The sequence below is a fragment of the Microlunatus spumicola genome (assembly GCF_039536445.1).
Lineage (GTDB): Bacteria > Actinomycetota > Actinomycetes > Propionibacteriales > Propionibacteriaceae > Microlunatus > Microlunatus spumicola.
Genome location: NZ_BAAAYR010000001.1, coordinates 827656 through 843488, shown reverse-complemented (window position 1 = coordinate 843488; position 15833 = coordinate 827656). Strand labels below are relative to the sequence as shown.

The window sequence follows — 15833 nt, the reverse complement described above, 5'->3', positions numbered from 1 at the left end:
ACCGTCAGACGGTGATGTGGTCGGTCCCGGTCCGCCCGGAGCTGACTTCGACCTGCACGCCGAGACGGCGCAGCGGCGTGTCGAGCGAGGCGCCGAGGTCGGCGGCCACCTGGTCGTGGAGCCGTTCGAGCAGGCCGCGGACGTCGGTCCGGTCGTCCGCCGTCACGCGCAGCGTGAGGTCGGGGTGCGCGGCGCTGCCCCGGATGACCGCGGAGGCCCCCGTGACCCCGGGGAGGGCCTTCACCTGCGCCTCGACGGCGTGGGTCAGCACGTCGGCGTCGACCCGGGTGAGCCCCGTACGGGCGTCGTCGTGCAGACGGAACGGCTTCGCGGCGTTGGCCCGGGGGATCTGGGCGATCAGCCACAGCAGGCCCAGCAGGGCGAGCACGACCGCGACGACGGCGGTGACGAGCACGACCCAGGTGAGGGCGAAGGCGCCGGCCGTCGCGTCGCCGAAGAGCCGGCGGTCGGTGCCCGGCGGGGTGAAGCCCGCGCCGGTCCGGGCGAGCAGCGGGGCGGCCTGCCCCGTGCCCAGCAGGACGCCCACGGCGCCGACCAGGAGCAGCAGGACGCCGAGGATGGTCAACCACGTGCGGTTGAGGCGGCTGGCGGTCTGGCGCATCACAGCTCCTTGGTGCGGACGGCGGCGGTGACCCGGGGTGCCGGGTCGAGACCGGTGGCGGTCAGGGCGTCGGTGACCCCGCTGATCACGCGGTCACGGATCTGGGTGGTCTGCTCCGAGCTCGTGGTGATCCGGAGGTGGACCCGGCGGCCGTCGGCGGACGCGGAGACCTTGTCCACGCCGTCGACGAGGTCGGCCTGGCCGGCCGCGAGCCGGGCGATCGCGCCGTTGGTGATCACGTAGTCGGTCTGCTCGATCCCCGCGCCGGACGGGCCGGACAGGTGGGCCGAGCGGTAGGCGCCGGGCTTGAGGCCGGCGACCAGCAGGACCAGCCCGAGCAGGAGGGCGACGACGGCGGCGGCGACCACGGCGGTGGAGCCCCAGGTCAGGCCGGTGACGGCACCGGTGACACCGGTGACCCGGCCGTCCCAGCTGCCGGTGACCAGGCGGGCGATCGCCGCGATCGCGGTCAGCACGCCGAGGGCGAGCAGGACCAGGGCGACGACGGTGGCCGGGACGGTGCGGCTCGACCGGCGACGGAGCCGTCGCGACCGGGCGTCGGTGCGGCTCACCGGAGCGCCTTCGGGGCCGAGCCGTCGGACAGGCTCAGGAACGTGACGTCGATGTCGACGCGGCGCACGTCGACGCCGGTCAGGGTCTCGACGCGCTCCGTGACGTGCTCGCGCACCTCCTGCGTGGCGCGGCGGATCGAGCCCGGGTAGGCGATGCCGACGGCCAGCGCGAGGTCGGCGGACTCGGCCGACAGGGTCACGTCCACCTTGGGGCGGGCGTTCGGGTCGCTCTCGGTGCGACGACCGAGGAAGCCGCCGGACCGGCCCGTGGTCGCGACCACCTCGGTGGCGGCCTGGCCGGCGATCTTCTCGAGGACGCGCTCGGCCAGGACCAGCCGGCCGCGCCCGCGCATCTCGGCGCCCGCGTCGGCGTCGGAGCGGGTGCTGACGACGGTGCTCATCGCTTGGCCGTGGCCCGTCCGAGCAGGCCGGCGAGGTCGAGCTTGCCGTCGAGCACGAGGCCGACGACGAGGCCGATCGCGCCGAAGAGGAGCACGATGACGAAGCTGCCGAACGTGCCGAAGGCTGCGGTCAGCCCGAGGACCAGGCCGACGAAGAGAGCGGTGGTGGTGCGCGACATGGCGCGGGTTCCTTCCGGGAGCGGGACGCGGTCCGGCCGCGTCGCCAGGGTGTGGCGGTCGAGCGTGGGTGCCGGGACGGGCCGAGGTGGCCCGTCCCGACGGGGCGCGGCCACGACCCGGAGGTCAGTGCCGCGCCGGTCCCGGCGCAGAGGCGCGGGAGGTGGCGCAGGGTCAGCGCAGCGCGGCGCTGGAGGACGTGTCGACGGCGTCGTCGTCCTCGTCGGGGAGGTGGACGTCGCTGACGTTCACGTCGACCGAGACGACCTCGAGGCCGGTGCCGAACTCGACCGCGCGGATGACGTTCTCGCGGATCTGCTCGCTGACCGTGACGATCGAGGCGCCGTACTCGACGACGACGGAGACGTCGACGGTGGCCTGGCTCTCGCCCTTCTGGACGCTCACGCCGTTGGAGACGCTGGCCTGGCCGGTGCCGCCGCTGACGCGGTTGGTGAGGCCGCTGATGGCGCGGCGGGCGGCGTTGCCCATGGCGTAGACGCCCGGGACCTCGCGCGCGGCCATGCCGGCGATCTTGGCGACGACGGTGTCGGCGATGGTGGTGTCGCCGTGCTCGGTGTGCAGGGCGTCGAGCTGCTTGGGCGCGTTCGCCTCGGCGTCGGCGGCGGCCTTGGCGTTGGCGGCGTCGCGCTCTTCGGTGGTCTGCGGGATGACGGTCTGGGACATGGTGTCTCCTCTTGCGGATGTACGGGCTGTCACTGGTAAGACGGTGCCTGCGAGGATTCGTCACGCGAGACCGGAAAGTTTTCTCGCGAGCACTTCCACCTGCCCCCGGGCACCCGACGAGAAGAGGCAGCGGCAGGTGCGCACGCAGGACGACCCCGCCGTCGTCGACCCGGAGCCGCCGGAGGACTGGGACGACGCGACCCTGGTGGGACGCAGCGTCAGCGGCGACGACCTGGCCTTCGCCGTGCTGGTCCGCCGCTACCAGGCCCCGCTCTACCGGCACGCCTGGCGCCTCACGCAGGACCGCCGGACGGCGGAGGACGTCGTCCAGGAGGCGTTCGTCACCGCGTGGCGGCGGCTCCCGAGCCTGGAGCGCGCCGAGTCGTTCCGCAGCTGGCTCTACCAGATCACCACGCGCCGCAGCATCGACGTGGTCCGCGCCCGACGCCCCGAGGAGCCGGTCGACGTCGTCGGTACGGTGGCGGAACCGGCGACGACCCAGCCCGGGCCGGACGCCCGGCTGGAGCAGCGGGCCCAGCTCGCCGACCTGGCCGGGGCGCTGCAGGAGCTGCCGGTCGGCCAGCGGGCGGCCTGGAGCATGCGGGAGATCGACGGGCTGTCGTACGAGGAGATCGCCACCGCGCTGGAGCTGCCCGTGAGCACCGTCCGCGGACGCATCGCGCGGGCCCGGCAGGACCTGGCCGAGAGGATGAGCGCATGGCAGACGACACGCGACTGAGCTGCGGTCGCTCCATCGACGACGTCTGGAGCCACCTCGACGGGCCGCCGGACGAGCACGAGCGCGGCTGCCCCTACTGCCTCGAGGCCCGGGCGCGGCTGCTCCGGCTGTCCGACGCGGCCGCCGAGCTGCGCGCGGTCGAGGCGGCCGACCCCGAGCTGCAGCCGGACCCCGGCTTCACGTCGTCGGTGATGAGCCTCGTCCGCGCCGAGGTCCGGCGCGGCCAGAGCCTGCCGCTCGACGCCGACGAGGACCCCGGGCTGACGATCAGCGAGCAGGCCGTCGTCGGTCTGGTCTGGGCGGCCGCCGACACGGTCCCGGGCGTCCGCGCCCGTCGCTGCCGCGTGCGCCTGGTCGACCGGGACGAGCAGCCGGCCGGGCCGACCCTGGTCGACGTCGACCTGGCCGTCGCCCTGCACCCCGGAACGTCGCTGCGCACGGCCACCGAGCGTCTGCGCGAGCGCGTCCGCAGCCTGGTCGCCGCGGAGGCGGGCGTCGAGGTCCGGCGGGTCGAGCTCGTCGTCGAGGACGTGCTGTGAGCGTCCCGGGCACGCCGACGGCGAAGGAGCTGCGCGCGGCCACCGACGCCCTCTGCGACGACCTCGCCACGGCTGCCGCGACCACCGCCGGCGTCGTGCGGCTCGAGCCGACCCTGCGCAACGCCCTGCGTCGGCTGCACGCCGGGTCGACCGTCCTGCTGAACGGCCGTGGCGCGCGTTCCGCGGCCGACGGCATCGAGCTGCACCGACGTGCGGACGTCGTCGACGTACGGGTGGACGTCGTGACGGGGCCGGACCGCTCGGCGGCCGCGACGGCCAGGGACGTCCGGCGTGCGCTGGTCGAGGTGCTGGCCCGTCACGACCTGCGGTCCGGCAGCATCGCCGTCGCCGTGCTCAGCGTCGAGCGCTGATCGACCAGTCGTCCATCGCGACAGCCCGTCTCATCGCTCGCAGGCGATGCCGTCCTTGTCCCGGTCGCTCTTCTTGTTGAGGGTGTACGCCTTCGTGTCCCGCGTGAAGTCTGCGACGGAGCCGCCCTTGTCCTTGGCGCCGGTCCTCCCCACGCCGTGGGGATAGACCCTCGTGAGAGCCATGCAGTTCTTGTACGCCTTCGGCTTGGGCTTGCTCGGCGGCTTCGGCTTGACGGCGACGTGGTCTCCCGTCGACGCCGCAGCGGCATTGGCAGAGCTTCCGGCGTACCGGTACCGGAACGTGCCGGAGGCGTTCGCCTTGACGCCGGTCGACAGCTTTCCCTTGCTGTTGCTCCTGACCGTCTTCACCTTGGCGTAGGCGGCGTCGCCGTCCGCTCTGAACTCCAGGACCGTCGACGTCTTGTACTTCTTGCCCTCGCGGGTGACAGAACCGACCACCTTGATCGTCTTGCCCTTCGTCGCCGATGCTGGCGCTGCCACCGTCAAGGCGACCGAAGCCTTCCGGACCTCCACGTGGTCACCGGCGGCTACTCCGGCCTCCGTCGTGTCGTCGCCGGCGAACCGGTACCGGAACGTTCCCGACACACTGGCCTTCACGCTCCCTGTGAGCGTGCCTCTGCTGCTGCTCTTGACCTTCTTCAACGGCGCGTAAGCGTCGGCCCCGTCCGGTCGGAACTCGAGCACCGTCGGGGCCTTGTAGGGCTGACCAGCGCGGCGGACGGACCCCGTGATCTTGATGGTCGAGCCGATCGTCGCCGGTTCGGGGGAGGCATCGGCGGTCAACGCGACCGGTGCCTTGCCTGGTGCGGGCGGGTCCACGGGGGGCGGCGTCGATGCGGTGACGAAGCCGAAGTCGACGCTGGTGTCCTGAGACCCCGTCCCGCCCATCCACTCCGAAGACTGACCGCTTCCCGTAGAGGAGTCCGTCGCGGCGGATCCCACGCCGGACAGAGTCGGTTGCAGCCCCTGCAGAGCGGATGAATCCGGATCGACGGTCACCGTGTATCGCTCACCGTCGGCGATCGGCCGAAGGTGCTTGAAGAGGTAGTGACCCTCTGCGTCCGTCGTCTGCGGCTCGATGACCTGATCCTGTTGGTACAGGTTCGTTGCGGGCTTTCCGTCCGGGCCAGCGATCGTGAGCCGCACGCCTGCGATCCCGCTCTCGCCGTCGTCGTGGACGCCGTCGCGATCAGCGTCGAGCCAGACGAGGTCGCCGACCTTGTCCGAGTCGTCCTGGGCGATGGCGTAGTAGTGCTTCACGACGGTGATGAGGGTCCCGGTGTCGGCGCCTCGGGCCGTGGCGGTCGTGACGAGGTCGGCGACGGCGTCGTCGGTCACCCCGGAGAGCCCAAGCCCGAAGCACTGAGCGAACAGGCCGGGTAGGAGCACTGGGCCGTCACCGGGTGGCAGCTGCACACCCTCGGGGTTGTAGTCGCAGCTCACGTTGCTGGACGTCGTGCTCTGGGCGAGCCGGGTCGTGACCGAGAAGTCCCGGAGGGTCTCGCTGCCGGTGTTCGTGATGTTCGCCCGGAGCACAACCGAACCAGGCATCGAGCCCAAGTTCGCGGCTTGCTCCGGCGACTCGCCGAGACCGGGCCAGAAAGGCATTTCCGGAGAGGGAAAGACGGTGACGGTCATGGCCGGCCCATCAAGAGGCGCGGCGGTCGCAGAGCCGCTGGGAACCAGGCCCGCGACGAGCAGGGCCGCAGACAGTACAGCGGCAGGGCGGAGCAGGCTGAGGGCGCGGACCATGGGCGACGGACTCCTGGCGGTGCGGCAACCGGGCACGGTGTGCCGTCCCGATGATCATGAGCACCGTAGCGGTCATCGCCGCATCGTGGCTGCGAGCTTCGACGCGCCGTCAGGACCCGATCGACCTCAAGCGCGACCGGTCGCGCTGCTGATGGCTCAGCCGTGCACCCGGTCGCCGCCGGGGACCCAGAGGATGTCGCCCTCCGGCCCGTTGGCCACGCGGATGAGGATGAAGAGCAGGTCCGACAGGCGGTTCAGGTAGAGCAGGGCCAGCTGATTGACGCCGCCCTCGCCCTCCTCGACGGGCTCGGTCCCGTACGCGGCCACGGCGGCCCACCCGGCGCGCTCGGCGCGACGGGTCACGGTGCGGGCGACGTGCAGCTCGGCGGCCGCGACGGAACCGCCGGGGAGGATGAACGAGCGCAGCGGGGGCAGCTCGTCGCCGAACCGGTCGCACCACGCCTCGAGCCGGTCGACGTACTCCTGCGTCACGCGCAGCGGCTCGCGGTCGCCCTCCTTGAGGGGGCGCAGCGGGTTGGAGAGGTCGGCGCCCACGTCGAACATCTCGTTCGAGATCGTCGAGAGCACGGCCGTCACCTCGTTGGGCAGGCCGCCCGCGGCCAGCGCCACGCCGATCGCGGCGTTCGCCTCGTCGACGTCGCCGTACGCCTCGACGCGGAGGTCGTTCTTGCTGACCTCGGTCATGTCGGTGAGCCGCGTACGGCCACCGTCGCCGGTCTTGGTGTAGATCTTCGAGAGGACAACCACGGGCTCACCCTACGCAGGGGCCCGCAGCGGGTGCCCCCGGCTTGTCGTGCCCGGCGGCGCCGTCGCGCCGTGGCACCCTGGCCCGGTGCTGAGCAGCCCTGGTCCCGACGTCCGCCCCGGCCTCCCGGCCCGTCCCGCCCGTGCCGCGCGCCGGTCGTCGGACCGCGCCCGGAACCGTCTCGTGCTCGCCCTGGCCGGCCTCCCGCTGGCCGTCCTGGCGGCCTGCGGGACGGTGCCGCCGGCGCCCGCCGCCTCGACCGCAGCCCCCGCGCCCGCCGGGTCGGACACCGTCGAGCCCGACCAGGCCGGCCCGTCCGACGGCGCCTGCGAGTACACGACGACCGGCACGCCGGCCCGGCCCGTGCAGCCGCCCACCACGACGGACATCTCCAGCAGCGGCACGGTCAGCTACGTCATGCACCTGACCGAGGGCGACGTCACGCTGCGGCTCGACCGGACGAAGGCCCCGTGCACGGTGCACTCGTTCGAGTCGCTGGTGGCGCAGAAGTACTTCGACGACACCCGCTGCCACCGCCTCGTGGACTCCGGCATCTTCGTCCTGCAGTGCGGCGACCCGACCGCGAAGGGGACGGGCGGTCCCGGCTACACGTTCCCCGACGAGCTCGACGGCACGGAGACGTACGGCAAGGGCACGATCGCCATGGCCAACAGCGGCCCGAACACCAACGGCTCGCAGTTCTTCCTCGTCTACGACGAGTCGCCGCTGCCGCCGAGCTACACGGTCTTCGGCAGCTTCAACGAGGAGTCCCGCCAGGTCGTGGCCGGCATCGCCTCGCAGGGCCAGGACGGCAGCTTCGGCTCCAGCGGCGGCGGCGTGCCGAACAGCCCGGCCAAGATCGAGAGCATCACCAAGGCGTCCTGACCTGGCGTGGGCGCGGCCTCAGCGCGGGCGCGGCCTCGGCGGCGGGTTGTCGCGGGGGTCGCGCCGCTTGGGCTTCATCGAGATCAGCACGGCGGCGAGGACGATGAGGCCGAGCCCGAAGAAGCCGCCGAGGATCGAGGCGGCGAAGCCGTTGCCCTGACCCGTGGGGGAGACGGGGTCCTGGATGCCGGTGGCGGCCGGGGTCGCGTCGAGCGGCACCAGCGTCAGCAGCGTGACGAGCAGGTCGTGCATCTCCTACCTCCTCGGTCGGGTCCGTGGGCGTGGCGCCGCTCCAGAGTTCCACGGCGGTCCACCCCGCGGTTGCGGGGGAGCCGGCGGTCGCTCACGTGGCCGTCAGGAAGCGGCGCACGGTCGCGACGAACACCGCCGGCTGGTCCGCGTGGACCCAGTGCCCGGCGTCCTTCACCCGGACCAGCAGCACCCGCGGGAACAGGGCCCGCATCACCGGGGCGTCGGCCGACGTGACGTAGGCGGACCGTGCGCCCGCGAGCCAGAGCACGGGACCGTCGTACGGGCCGAGGCCCTCGCCCGGCCAGCCGGCGATCGCGGGCAGGCGGTCGCCCAGGAGGGCCAGGTTCATCTGCCAGTGCCAGCGCGCCTGGTCGCCGCTGCCGTCGCGGCGCAGGTTCTGCATGAGGAAGCCGCGGACGGCCCGGTCCGGGACCCGCGCCGCCACGACGGCGTCGGCCGCCGCCCGGTCGACCAGCGTGGCGAGGTCCACCTCGCGCATGGCCTCGACGTAGGTGCCGAAGCTGCTGACCGCCGCCGACGTGGCGGGAGCGACGTCCACGACGCACAGCCGCTCCACCAGCGCCGGGTGGCGCAGCGCGACGAGCATGGCCACCTTGCCGCCCATCGAGTGCCCGACCACGGTCCAGCGCTCGCCGGGGGCGGTCGCGGCCAGGAAGCCGGCCACGCGGTCGGCGACGGCCACGTAGGAGAACTCGTCCGACCAGGGGGAGCGGCCGTGGTCCGGCAGGTCGACGAGGGTCACCCGGGCCGCGTCGGCCAGCGCCTTCGCCACGCCCGTGAAGTTGCGGCCCTGCCCGAAGAGGCCGTGCAGCAGGACGACCCGCGGCCCCTGCTCGCCGTACGTGGTGCTCGCGAGCGGCCGTCCGTCCGCCGTCACGCTCACGGGCGGCGCTGCCAGCAGCCGGTGTGCCAGTGGCGGCGCTCCTCGACGGGGCTGGCGGTCTGCCAGGAGGGTTCCGCGGGCCAGACGACGACGTGCGGCGTCATCGGCGTGACGACCTGCTGGCAGCCGGGGCAGCGGTAGGTCTTCTCGGCCCGGGCGCCGGGGATGCTGCGCACCACCCAGACGCCGTCGGCCTTGGTCTCGGACGTGGCGTGGCCGGCGGAGAGGGGCCGCGCCGGGCGCAGGTGCTTGCTCGGTCGACGGGCCACGCCTCCAGTCTGTCAGGACGTGGCGACGCGTCCTGCGGTCCGCCGGACACCACTAGGGTGGCGCGGTGCGTCTGCTGATCGCCCGGTGCCAGGTCGACTACGCGGGTCGGCTGACCGCCCACCTGCCGATGGCCACCCGCCTCATCCTCGTCAAGGCGGACGGGTCCGTCTCGATCCACGCGGACGACCGCGCCTACAAGCCGCTGAACTGGATGAGCCCGCCCTGCAGGCTCACCGAGAAGCCGGCGCCCCCGGTCCCGGAGCCGCTGCCCGGGTCGGCGGTCGTCGGCGAGCCGCTGACCGCGGTCTGGGAGGTGCGGGGACGCGACGGCGACACCCTGCAGATCTCGATCGGCGAGGTGTTCAGCGACTCCAGCCACGACCTCGGGATCGACCCCGGCCTGGTGAAGGACGGCGTCGAGGCGCACCTGCAGGCCCTGCTCGCCGAGCACCCCGGCAGCATCGCGCCGGGGCTGTCGCTGGTCCGCCGGGAGCACCCGACGCCGGTCGGGCCGGTCGACCTGCTGTGCCGCGACGCGGACGACGCGTACGTGATCGTCGAGATCAAGCGGCGCGGGGAGATCGACGGCGTCGAGCAGCTCACCCGCTACCGCGAGCTGCTGAACCGGGACGCGCTGCTCGCCCCCGTGCGCGGGATCTTCGCCGCCCAGAGCATCACCAAGCAGGCCCGCACCCTCGCCGAGGACCGCGGCCTGGCCTGCGTGCTGGTCGACTACGACGTCCTCCGCGGCCTGGACGACCCGGGTTCGCGGCTGTTCTGAGGGCGCGGAACGCCAGGACGCTCGAAGAGCCCACGAACGCCCCCTGAGCCTGTCGAAGGGCCTCGAAGAGGTCGGCCTCACGTCGGTGGACGGAGCCGACCCGTTCCGGGCCCTTCGACAGGCTCAGGGGGCGTAGCTGCCCCGCAGGCTCAGAGGGTTCGTGCGGGGTCTGGCGTCCGCGTACGGGTCAGGCGGAGCGGGAGTCGAGGTAGCGGACCGAGGTCGCGTCCTCGTCGTGCTCGACCTGCTGCTCGTCGGTGGGCGCGTCGTCCTGCTCGTCGACCTCGACGGTCGGGGCGACGGGCTGGCGTTCCGCGGAACCCGAGGACAGCGACTCGAACTCGCTGAACAGGATCTCCGGCACCTCGGGCAGGTTGCCGGCGGTCTCGGCGGCGAGGGCGCTGAGCGAGGTCAGCTGACCCAGGATCGCGGAACGTCGCTGGTCCAGCAGGGCCTGCTCCTGGCGCATCTGGCGGCGCCGCCAGGCGTACTCCTGGCGGGCGCGCTCGTCGATCGTCGCGGCCTGCTGCTGGGCGCGCGCGACGGCGGCCTCGGCGTCGGCCTGGGCGGTCGTCCGGAGGTGCTCGGCGTCGGCCAGCGCCTCGGCCCGCAGCGCGATCGCCTGCTCGGTCTCGGCGGCCAGGTGGGCCGCGGTGGTCGTCTGCTGCCGGGTCGCCTCGGCGAGCATCGCCTCGACGTGCGCGGCCGCCTCCTCCTGCGCCCGCTGCAGCTCCGCGTACGTGGCCTCGCGGTGGGCGGCGACGTCGGCGGCGACGGCGGCAGCCTCGCGCTGCGCGGCGGCCCGCTGCTGCTCGGCCTCGTAGACCGCGGTCTGCACCAGGTCGTGCGCCCGTGCCTCGGCCTCGGTGCGGACGGCGTCCGCCTCCAGCCGGGCAGCGGCCAGCAGCTGCTGGGCCGACGCGTGCGCCCGCTCGAGGGCGAGGTTCGTGTCCTCCTCGGTCCGCCGCCGGAGCTCGTCGAGCTCGGCCAGGCGGTGCTGGCGCAGACCGGCCAGCTCGTGCACGGTGTCGTCGCGCATCCGGTCGGCGTCCCGCTGGGCGCCCGCGACCAGGTCGTCGGCCGCCGTGCTCGCCCGGTGCGTCGTCTCCTGGGCCTGCTCCTCGGCGACACGCAGGATCTCCTGCGCGCGGCCGCCGAGGCTGGAGAAGTCGGGGGTCATCGCGCGCTGGGCCGCCATCGCGCGGTTCTGCGCGGCCAGGTTGTCGACCTCGCGCTGCAGCCCGGCGATCTGGGTCTGCGCGTCCTCGACGAAGCGGTCGACCGCGGCGCGGTCGTAGCCCTTGCGGGCGCTCCCGAAGTAGCCCGTGCCCGGGTCGTGGTCTGCGTGGCGAACTGTGCTCATTCTCGGCCCCCTGGACGATGCCGGGTCCCCTGGACGGCGCGGGACCCGTTCCACGCGCCAGGTTAGCGGCTCGACCCGGGCGGACCGCGGTGCGAACCGCCCGGGCGGACGATCGAGAAGATCAGCCCCGCGGCGTCCTGCCCCGGCCCGCCGACGGGTCCACCGACGGCAGGCGTCCCGGGGCCGCGAGCAGCGTGGGCTCGCCGTCCATCGGGATGTCGAGACCGTCGTCGTCCGTGCCCGTGCTGCCGCCCTCGCTCGGCCCGTCGTCGCCGGCGGTCCGGGTCACGGTCGTCCCTGTGGTCCGGCCGGTGGCCCCGCCCTCGTCCTGCTGGCCCGCCGCCGGCACCGCGCTGCGCACGGTGGTCGCGTCGTCGTCGGCCGGCGCGTCGGCGTCAGAGCCGGCGCCGGTGCTGCTGGCGGTGTCCCCGCCGTCCGTGCGACCGGCCTCGGCCTCGTCGCTCGCCTCCGACGAACCGGCGTCCTGCGGCAGCGTCGGCGTGCTGTAGCGCTTCAGCACGGTCCGGTCGTCGCCGTCCTCGGGCACGTCGTGCTCGTCGGGCGCGTCGTTCGGGGCGTCGGACCCCGTGCCGGAGGCGGAACCGTCGGAGCGGGCCTGCTGACCGCGGTCGCCCTGGTCGGCGTCCTCGTCGAGGTCGGGGAAGGACGACGCCGTCTGCTGCGCGAGCTCGGAGAGGCTGGCGAGCTGGCTGAGCACCGCCTGCTTGCGCTGCTGCAGCAGCTCGGTCTCGCGCCGCAGCTGCTGCTTGCGCCAGGAGAACTCCTGCTGCGTACGGGCGGTGATGGCCGCGGCCTGCTTTCGGGCGGTGGCGATACGGTTCTCCGCCTCGGCGATCGCGTTGCCGCGGACCTGCTCGGCCTCGGCGACCGCCTCGGCGCGGATCCGCGCGGACTCGGCGATGTCGCCCTCGAGGCGCCCGGTGGACTGGGTGTGGTGCTCGGCGGCCTCGGCCAGCATCGCCCGGGTCCGGGCGGCGAGGTCGTCGTGCTCGCCGCGGACGCGCGCCAGGGTCTCCTCGCGCTCGCGGGCCACCTCGGCCCGGGACTCGGCGACCTCGCGCGCGACCTCGCTGCGCAGCGCGTCGGTCTCCAGGCGGGCCTCGTCGCGCATCGTCGCCACCTCGTGCTCCGCCTGCAGCCGCAGCGACGCGCCCTCGCGCCGGGCCGCCTCGAGCAGGGCCGACGACTCGGCCTGGGCGCGGGCGACCTGCCCCGCGACCTCGTCCTGGAGCCGCGTCCGCAGCTCGCTGATCTCGCTGAGGCCGCCCGTACGGAGCTCGCCGCTGTCGCGCTCGGCCTGCTCGCGCTGCTGCGCGGCGTCGCGGCGCGCCTCCTCGCGGATGCGCTCGCCCTCCAGCGTCGCCGCCGTGGTCAGGTCGTGGGCCTGCTCCTGCGCGAGGCGGAGGATCTCGTTCGCACGCCCGCCCAGCCCGGCGTAGTCGACGTCGTCCGGGTCGGTCTCGCGCAGCTTGCTCTCCTGCAGCTGGTCCTGCAGACCGGTGACCTGCTTCTCCAGGTCGGCGGCGTGGCTGCGGGACTGCACGACGCTCGCCTCGAGCGTGCGGACGTACTCGTCGACCGCCTGGCGGTCGTAGCCGCGCAGCGCGCCGGGGAAGTTCCCTGCGGCGCTCGCGGTGTCCTCGAACAGTCCGAGACCTGCGTTGTCCGAACGGGCCATGTGTGTGTGAGTCCCTCCTGGTGAGCCGTGGCTCAACCCCCGTCGACCCGGACCCCCTCCGGATCGTGCACGACGCGGGCGGCCTCGGTCGGCCCCCGGTCCGGACCCGCCGCCCCCACCAGCTCGACGAGGACACCACCCGCGTCCCGCGGGTGGATGAAGTTGATCCTCGAGCCACGCGTCCCTGCTCGCGGCCGATCATAGAGCAGGCGCACGCCGCGGGTGCGGAGCTCGGCGCAGGCCGCGTCCACGTCCGAGACCCGGTACGCCACCTGCTGCAGCCCGGGGCCGGAGCGGTCCAGGAACCGCGCGATCGCCGAACCCTCGTCCAGCGGCGCGAGCAGCTGCACCTCCGCCGCACCGGACGGGGCGCCCGCGGCGGCGAGCATCGCCTCGGCGACGCCCTGCTCCTCGTTGACCTCGCGGTGCACGAGCACGAGCCCGAGCACCTCGGTGTGGAAGCGGATCGCCACGTCGAGGTCGGGCACCGCGATCCCCACGTGGTCCAGCGCCACCACGCCCGGCAGGTGCAGGGCGGGGGCGGTCCCGGGAGCCTCGGCGTCGACCACGCCCCCACGGTAGGGCTCCGGCCGCGCCGGTCCTGCGAGGATGGCACGGTGGCGAGCAGCGCGGGTCCCGGCGACCGCACCCGCACCCCGTGGTGACGACGACCGACCCGGCCGGGCTGCTGGCCGGGGTGCGGGCCGGACGGCCCCGGGCGGTGGGTCGCCTGATCAGCCTGGTCGAGAGCGCGTCGCCGCTGGTGCCCGGTCTGGTCGCGGCGATGACCGCGGACACCGGCCGTGCCCTGGTCGTCGGGCTCACCGGGGCGCCCGGCGTCGGCAAGTCGAGCGCCGTCGGTGCGCTCGTGGCCCGGCTGCGCAGCCGCGGCGACCGGGTCGGCGTGCTGGCGGTCGACCCCACGTCACCCTTCTCGGGCGGGGCCGTCCTGGGCGACCGGGTCCGCATGCAGGAGCACGCCCTGGACGCGGGCGTCCACATCCGGTCGATGGCGACCCGCGGCGAGCTCGGCGGGCTGGCGGCGGCGGTGCCCGCGGCGCTGCGCGTCCTGGACGCGGCGGGGTGCACGACGACGCTGGTCGAGACCGTGGGCGTGGGCCAGTCGGAGGTCGCGGTCGCGGCCACCGCCGACGTCACGCTCGTGCTGCTGGCGCCCGGCGCCGGCGACGGGGTCCAGCTGGCCAAGGCCGGCGTGCTGGAGGTGGCCGACGTGCTCGTGGTGACCAAGGCCGACCGGGACGGCGCCTCCGGGCTGGCCCAGGAGCTGCGCGCGATGGTGGCCCACGGCCACCGTGAGCCGGGGGACTGGGTGCCCCCGGTGGTGCAGCTGTCCAGCGTGGAGCTCACCGGGGTCGACGACGTCCTCGCGGCCGTGGAGGCCTTCGCCGAGCACCAGCGCCGTACGGGGGGCTGGGAGGCCCGGCGGACCCGGCGGGCGCGTGGCGAGGTCGAGCAGCTCGTCCTCGCCGAGGTCCGGGCGAGCGCGCCGGGCGGTGCCGGGGAGCTCGACCGGCTCGCGGGCGAGGTGGCGGCCGGCCGGCTCGACCCGTACGCGGCGGCCCGGGACCTGCTCGCCACGCGTTGAGCGTCACGGCGTGGGCGCGCGCCGGCGCGCGACGGCGGCGTGGCTGCGCGACACCGAGGCCCGCGCCCGGTAGAAAGGTGGAGGGCACGAGCGGCCCGGCACCCGGTGACGCCGGCGTGCGCCGACGAGCAGGCCGAGGGGGATCGCGTGACCAAGTGGGTGAAGCGCTTCGTCTTCGTGCTCGTGGTCGGGTTCTGCCTGTTCTACGTCGTCAACCAGCCCGAGGGCGCGGCGGCGGCGGTGCGGACGGCCTTCCTGGCCGTCGGCAAGGCGTTCGGCTCGATCATCACGTTCTTCACCAGCCTCGCCTCCTAGCGACCCCGGTGCTCGCGTCCTGGCTGGACCCCCACGTCGACCAGTACCTGCTGCGCGACCAGGGCGAGTACGTCGTCCGCGAGGTGCACAAGCACTGGGCCGCGAGCGTGCTCGCCTGGGCCCGGCTCGTGGTCGCGGTGCCGGTCGTGGTCAGCGCGTTCGCGTACGTCGGCCCCGTCCGGTGGGTGCTGCTCGTCGCCGGGCTGGCGCTGGGCGGCCAGGCGCTGTTCCGGGTGCTCGACGAGTACCGCGACCGGTTCGTCATCACCAACATGCGGGTGTTCCGGGTGCACGGCACCTTCAGCACCCAGCGGGCGAGCGTGCCCCTCGGGCGGATCCTGGACATCACGGTCAAGAAGCCGCTGCTCGGCCGGCTCCTGAACTACGGTCACTTCGTGTTCGAGTCCGCGGCACAGGTCCAGGGGATCAGCGAGATCCGCTTCGTGGCCGACATCGACGGGCGGGACGTCCTCCTGCAGGACACCATGCAGCGCGCCGGCCTGCGGGCCACGGCCCCGGCGCAGGACGACGGCACGTGAGCACGCCGTCCGGCCCCGGTTCGCCTCCCGAGGACACGCCCGCGGCCGCCGTACGGCGCCGCCCGAGCCTGCCGTTCGACCCGATCGAGGCCGCCGCCGGGCTGTGGTCGCAGCACTGGGGCGACGTCCCCCGGATGCGCGCCGTCACCTCGCTGATGCGGGTGCACCAGCTCGTCCTCACCGAGCTCGACGAGCGGCTGCGCCCCCTCGGGCTCACCTTCGCCCGCTACGAGGTGCTCGTGCTGCTGTCGTTCTCGCGGCGCGGCGCGCTGCCGCTGGGCAAGATCGGGGAGCGGCTCCAGGTCCACGCGACGTCGGTGACGCCCCTGGTCAAGCGGCTGGAGGCGGCCGAGCTCATCCGTCGTACGCCGCACCCGGAGGACGGCCGTGCGGTGCTCGCCTCCATCACCCCGGCGGGTCGCGAGCTCGTCGAGCGGGCCACGGAGGTCGTGATGGCCGTGCGCTTCGGTTTGGGCTCGCTCTCCGACGAGCAGTGCGACGACCTCACCGAGCTGCTGACCCCGCCGCGCGAGGCGGCCGGCGACTTCGAGGTGTGACGCAGGTCATCCGGGCCC

Annotated in this window: 22 protein-coding genes; 9 read left to right on the top strand and 13 right to left on the bottom strand. The window is 74.1% G+C overall.

The window, feature by feature from the left end:
* Positions 1-4: 4 nt before the first annotated feature.
* From amaP to ABD665_RS03755, 5 genes are all read right to left on the bottom strand, one after another.
* On the bottom strand, positions 5-622 hold the full coding sequence (gene amaP, locus ABD665_RS03775; RefSeq protein ID WP_204912168.1) for an alkaline shock response membrane anchor protein AmaP: 618 nt from the start codon (positions 620-622) through the stop codon (positions 5-7).
* A complete protein-coding gene (locus ABD665_RS03770) occupies positions 622-1194 on the bottom strand; it encodes a DUF6286 domain-containing protein (RefSeq protein WP_204912169.1) in 573 nt (190 codons plus the stop codon). The genes amaP and ABD665_RS03770 overlap by 1 nt, the downstream gene beginning before the upstream one ends.
* A complete protein-coding gene (locus tag ABD665_RS03765) occupies positions 1191-1595 on the bottom strand; it encodes an Asp23/Gls24 family envelope stress response protein (protein WP_204912170.1) in 405 nt (134 codons plus the stop codon). The genes ABD665_RS03770 and ABD665_RS03765 overlap by 4 nt, the downstream gene beginning before the upstream one ends.
* Positions 1592-1774 carry a hypothetical protein gene (locus tag ABD665_RS03760; protein WP_204912171.1) on the bottom strand — a complete coding sequence of 61 codons (183 nt, stop codon included), beginning with the start codon at positions 1772-1774 and terminating at the stop codon, positions 1592-1594. The genes ABD665_RS03765 and ABD665_RS03760 overlap by 4 nt, the downstream gene beginning before the upstream one ends.
* A 172-nt stretch (positions 1775-1946) precedes the next feature.
* Positions 1947-2456, bottom strand: a complete 510-nt coding sequence (locus ABD665_RS03755; RefSeq protein ID WP_204912172.1) for an Asp23/Gls24 family envelope stress response protein — start codon at positions 2454-2456, stop codon at positions 1947-1949.
* Between the two features lie 136 nt (positions 2457-2592).
* Here ABD665_RS03755 and ABD665_RS03750 point away from each other — a divergent pair, with 136 nt between their 5' ends.
* From ABD665_RS03750 to ABD665_RS03740, 3 genes are read left to right on the top strand one after another with little or no spacing between them, the layout of a single operon-like run.
* Positions 2593-3195, top strand: coding sequence for a sigma-70 family RNA polymerase sigma factor (locus ABD665_RS03750; protein ID WP_204912173.1), 603 nt, complete (start codon positions 2593-2595; stop codon positions 3193-3195).
* On the top strand, positions 3174-3734 hold the full coding sequence (locus tag ABD665_RS03745; protein ID WP_204912174.1) for an Asp23/Gls24 family envelope stress response protein: 561 nt from the start codon (positions 3174-3176) through the stop codon (positions 3732-3734). The genes ABD665_RS03750 and ABD665_RS03745 overlap by 22 nt, the downstream gene beginning before the upstream one ends.
* Positions 3731-4105 (top strand): hypothetical protein, encoded by a 375-nt coding sequence (locus tag ABD665_RS03740; RefSeq protein WP_204912175.1) that lies wholly within the window; start codon positions 3731-3733, stop codon positions 4103-4105. The genes ABD665_RS03745 and ABD665_RS03740 overlap by 4 nt, the downstream gene beginning before the upstream one ends.
* A 30-nt stretch (positions 4106-4135) precedes the next feature.
* On the opposite strand, the gene ABD665_RS03735 is transcribed toward ABD665_RS03740, so the two are convergent.
* Together ABD665_RS03735 and ABD665_RS03730 are read right to left on the bottom strand one after the other, a co-directional pair.
* Positions 4136-5764, bottom strand: a complete 1629-nt coding sequence (locus tag ABD665_RS03735; RefSeq protein WP_204912176.1) for an SdrD B-like domain-containing protein — start codon at positions 5762-5764, stop codon at positions 4136-4138.
* 270 nt (positions 5765-6034) lie between these two features.
* Positions 6035-6646 (bottom strand): cob(I)yrinic acid a,c-diamide adenosyltransferase, encoded by a 612-nt coding sequence (locus tag ABD665_RS03730; protein ID WP_204912177.1) that lies wholly within the window; start codon positions 6644-6646, stop codon positions 6035-6037.
* A gap of 85 nt (positions 6647-6731) precedes the next feature.
* On the opposite strand from ABD665_RS03730, the gene ABD665_RS03725 reads away from it, so the two are divergent.
* Positions 6732-7529, top strand: a complete 798-nt coding sequence (locus ABD665_RS03725) for a peptidylprolyl isomerase (RefSeq protein ID WP_344741109.1) — start codon at positions 6732-6734, stop codon at positions 7527-7529.
* A gap of 18 nt (positions 7530-7547) precedes the next feature.
* On the opposite strand, the gene ABD665_RS03720 is transcribed toward ABD665_RS03725, so the two are convergent.
* The 3 genes from ABD665_RS03720 to ABD665_RS03710 all read right to left on the bottom strand — a co-directional run bounded on the left by ABD665_RS03720 (position 7548) and on the right by ABD665_RS03710 (position 8954).
* Complete coding sequence (locus ABD665_RS03720) at positions 7548-7781, bottom strand: hypothetical protein (protein WP_204912178.1); 234 nt, start codon at positions 7779-7781, stop codon at positions 7548-7550.
* A gap of 91 nt (positions 7782-7872) precedes the next feature.
* Entirely contained in the window at positions 7873-8685 is an 813-nt protein-coding gene (locus tag ABD665_RS03715; protein ID WP_344741106.1) for an alpha/beta fold hydrolase, read from the bottom strand.
* Positions 8682-8954: a hypothetical protein gene (locus tag ABD665_RS03710; protein WP_344741104.1), complete on the bottom strand. Its 273-nt coding sequence runs from the start codon at positions 8952-8954 to the stop codon at positions 8682-8684. Before ABD665_RS03710 ends, ABD665_RS03715 begins: the two co-directional genes overlap by 4 nt.
* Before the next feature lie 65 nt (positions 8955-9019).
* Between ABD665_RS03710 and nucS the strand changes: the two genes are divergently transcribed.
* Positions 9020-9736, top strand: a complete 717-nt coding sequence (nucS, locus tag ABD665_RS03705; protein WP_204912179.1) for an endonuclease NucS — start codon at positions 9020-9022, stop codon at positions 9734-9736.
* Between the two features lie 187 nt (positions 9737-9923).
* Here nucS and ABD665_RS03700 read toward each other — a convergent pair whose 3' ends face one another.
* The 3 genes from ABD665_RS03700 to mce all read right to left on the bottom strand — a co-directional run bounded on the left by ABD665_RS03700 (position 9924) and on the right by mce (position 13367).
* Positions 9924-11099, bottom strand: coding sequence for a DivIVA domain-containing protein (locus tag ABD665_RS03700; protein ID WP_204912180.1), 1176 nt, complete (start codon positions 11097-11099; stop codon positions 9924-9926).
* Between the two features lie 121 nt (positions 11100-11220).
* On the bottom strand, positions 11221-12798 hold the full coding sequence (locus tag ABD665_RS03695) for a DivIVA domain-containing protein (protein ID WP_204912181.1): 1578 nt from the start codon (positions 12796-12798) through the stop codon (positions 11221-11223).
* 32 nt (positions 12799-12830) lie between these two features.
* The gene (gene mce / locus ABD665_RS03690) at positions 12831-13367 is read right to left on the bottom strand and encodes a methylmalonyl-CoA epimerase (RefSeq protein ID WP_344741101.1); all 537 of its coding nucleotides are present in this window, start codon (positions 13365-13367) and stop codon (positions 12831-12833) included.
* Between the two features lie 89 nt (positions 13368-13456).
* On the opposite strand from mce, the gene meaB reads away from it, so the two are divergent.
* The 4 genes from meaB to ABD665_RS03670 all read left to right on the top strand — a co-directional run bounded on the left by meaB (position 13457) and on the right by ABD665_RS03670 (position 15815).
* Positions 13457-14404 carry a methylmalonyl Co-A mutase-associated GTPase MeaB gene (meaB, locus tag ABD665_RS03685; RefSeq protein ID WP_344741098.1) on the top strand — a complete coding sequence of 316 codons (948 nt, stop codon included), beginning with the start codon at positions 13457-13459 and terminating at the stop codon, positions 14402-14404.
* 147 nt (positions 14405-14551) lie between these two features.
* A complete protein-coding gene (locus ABD665_RS03680; RefSeq protein ID WP_183338635.1) occupies positions 14552-14719 on the top strand; it encodes a hypothetical protein in 168 nt (55 codons plus the stop codon).
* Positions 14720-14727: 8 nt separating this feature from the next.
* Positions 14728-15258: a PH domain-containing protein gene (locus ABD665_RS03675; RefSeq protein ID WP_204912182.1), complete on the top strand. Its 531-nt coding sequence runs from the start codon at positions 14728-14730 to the stop codon at positions 15256-15258.
* Positions 15255-15815, top strand: a complete 561-nt coding sequence (locus ABD665_RS03670) for a MarR family winged helix-turn-helix transcriptional regulator (RefSeq protein WP_344741094.1) — start codon at positions 15255-15257, stop codon at positions 15813-15815. The genes ABD665_RS03675 and ABD665_RS03670 overlap by 4 nt, the downstream gene beginning before the upstream one ends.
* The last annotated feature ends 18 nt before the right edge of the window (positions 15816-15833 follow it).

Bases quoted from the DNA above. Each gene is read 5' to 3' on its own strand.
- amaP (WP_204912168.1), bottom strand. From the start codon at position 622: ATGCGCCAGACCGCCAGCCGCCTCAACCGCACGTGGTTGACCATCCTC.
- ABD665_RS03745 (WP_204912174.1), top strand. From the start codon at position 3,174: ATGGCAGACGACACGCGACTGAGCTGCGGTCGCTCCATCGACGACGTC.
- ABD665_RS03765 (WP_204912170.1), bottom strand. From the start codon at position 1,595: ATGAGCACCGTCGTCAGCACCCGCTCCGACGCCGACGCGGGCGCCGAG.
- ABD665_RS03695 (WP_204912181.1), bottom strand. From the start codon at position 12,798: ATGGCCCGTTCGGACAACGCAGGTCTCGGACTGTTCGAGGACACCGCG.
- ABD665_RS03720 (WP_204912178.1), bottom strand. From the start codon at position 7,781: ATGCACGACCTGCTCGTCACGCTGCTGACGCTGGTGCCGCTCGACGCG.
- ABD665_RS03735 (WP_204912176.1), bottom strand. From the start codon at position 5,764: ATGACCGTCACCGTCTTTCCCTCTCCGGAAATGCCTTTCTGGCCCGGT.
- ABD665_RS03755 (WP_204912172.1), bottom strand. From the start codon at position 2,456: ATGTCCCAGACCGTCATCCCGCAGACCACCGAAGAGCGCGACGCCGCC.
- ABD665_RS03760 (WP_204912171.1), bottom strand. From the start codon at position 1,774: ATGTCGCGCACCACCACCGCTCTCTTCGTCGGCCTGGTCCTCGGGCTG.
- ABD665_RS03700 (WP_204912180.1), bottom strand. From the start codon at position 11,099: ATGAGCACAGTTCGCCACGCAGACCACGACCCGGGCACGGGCTACTTC.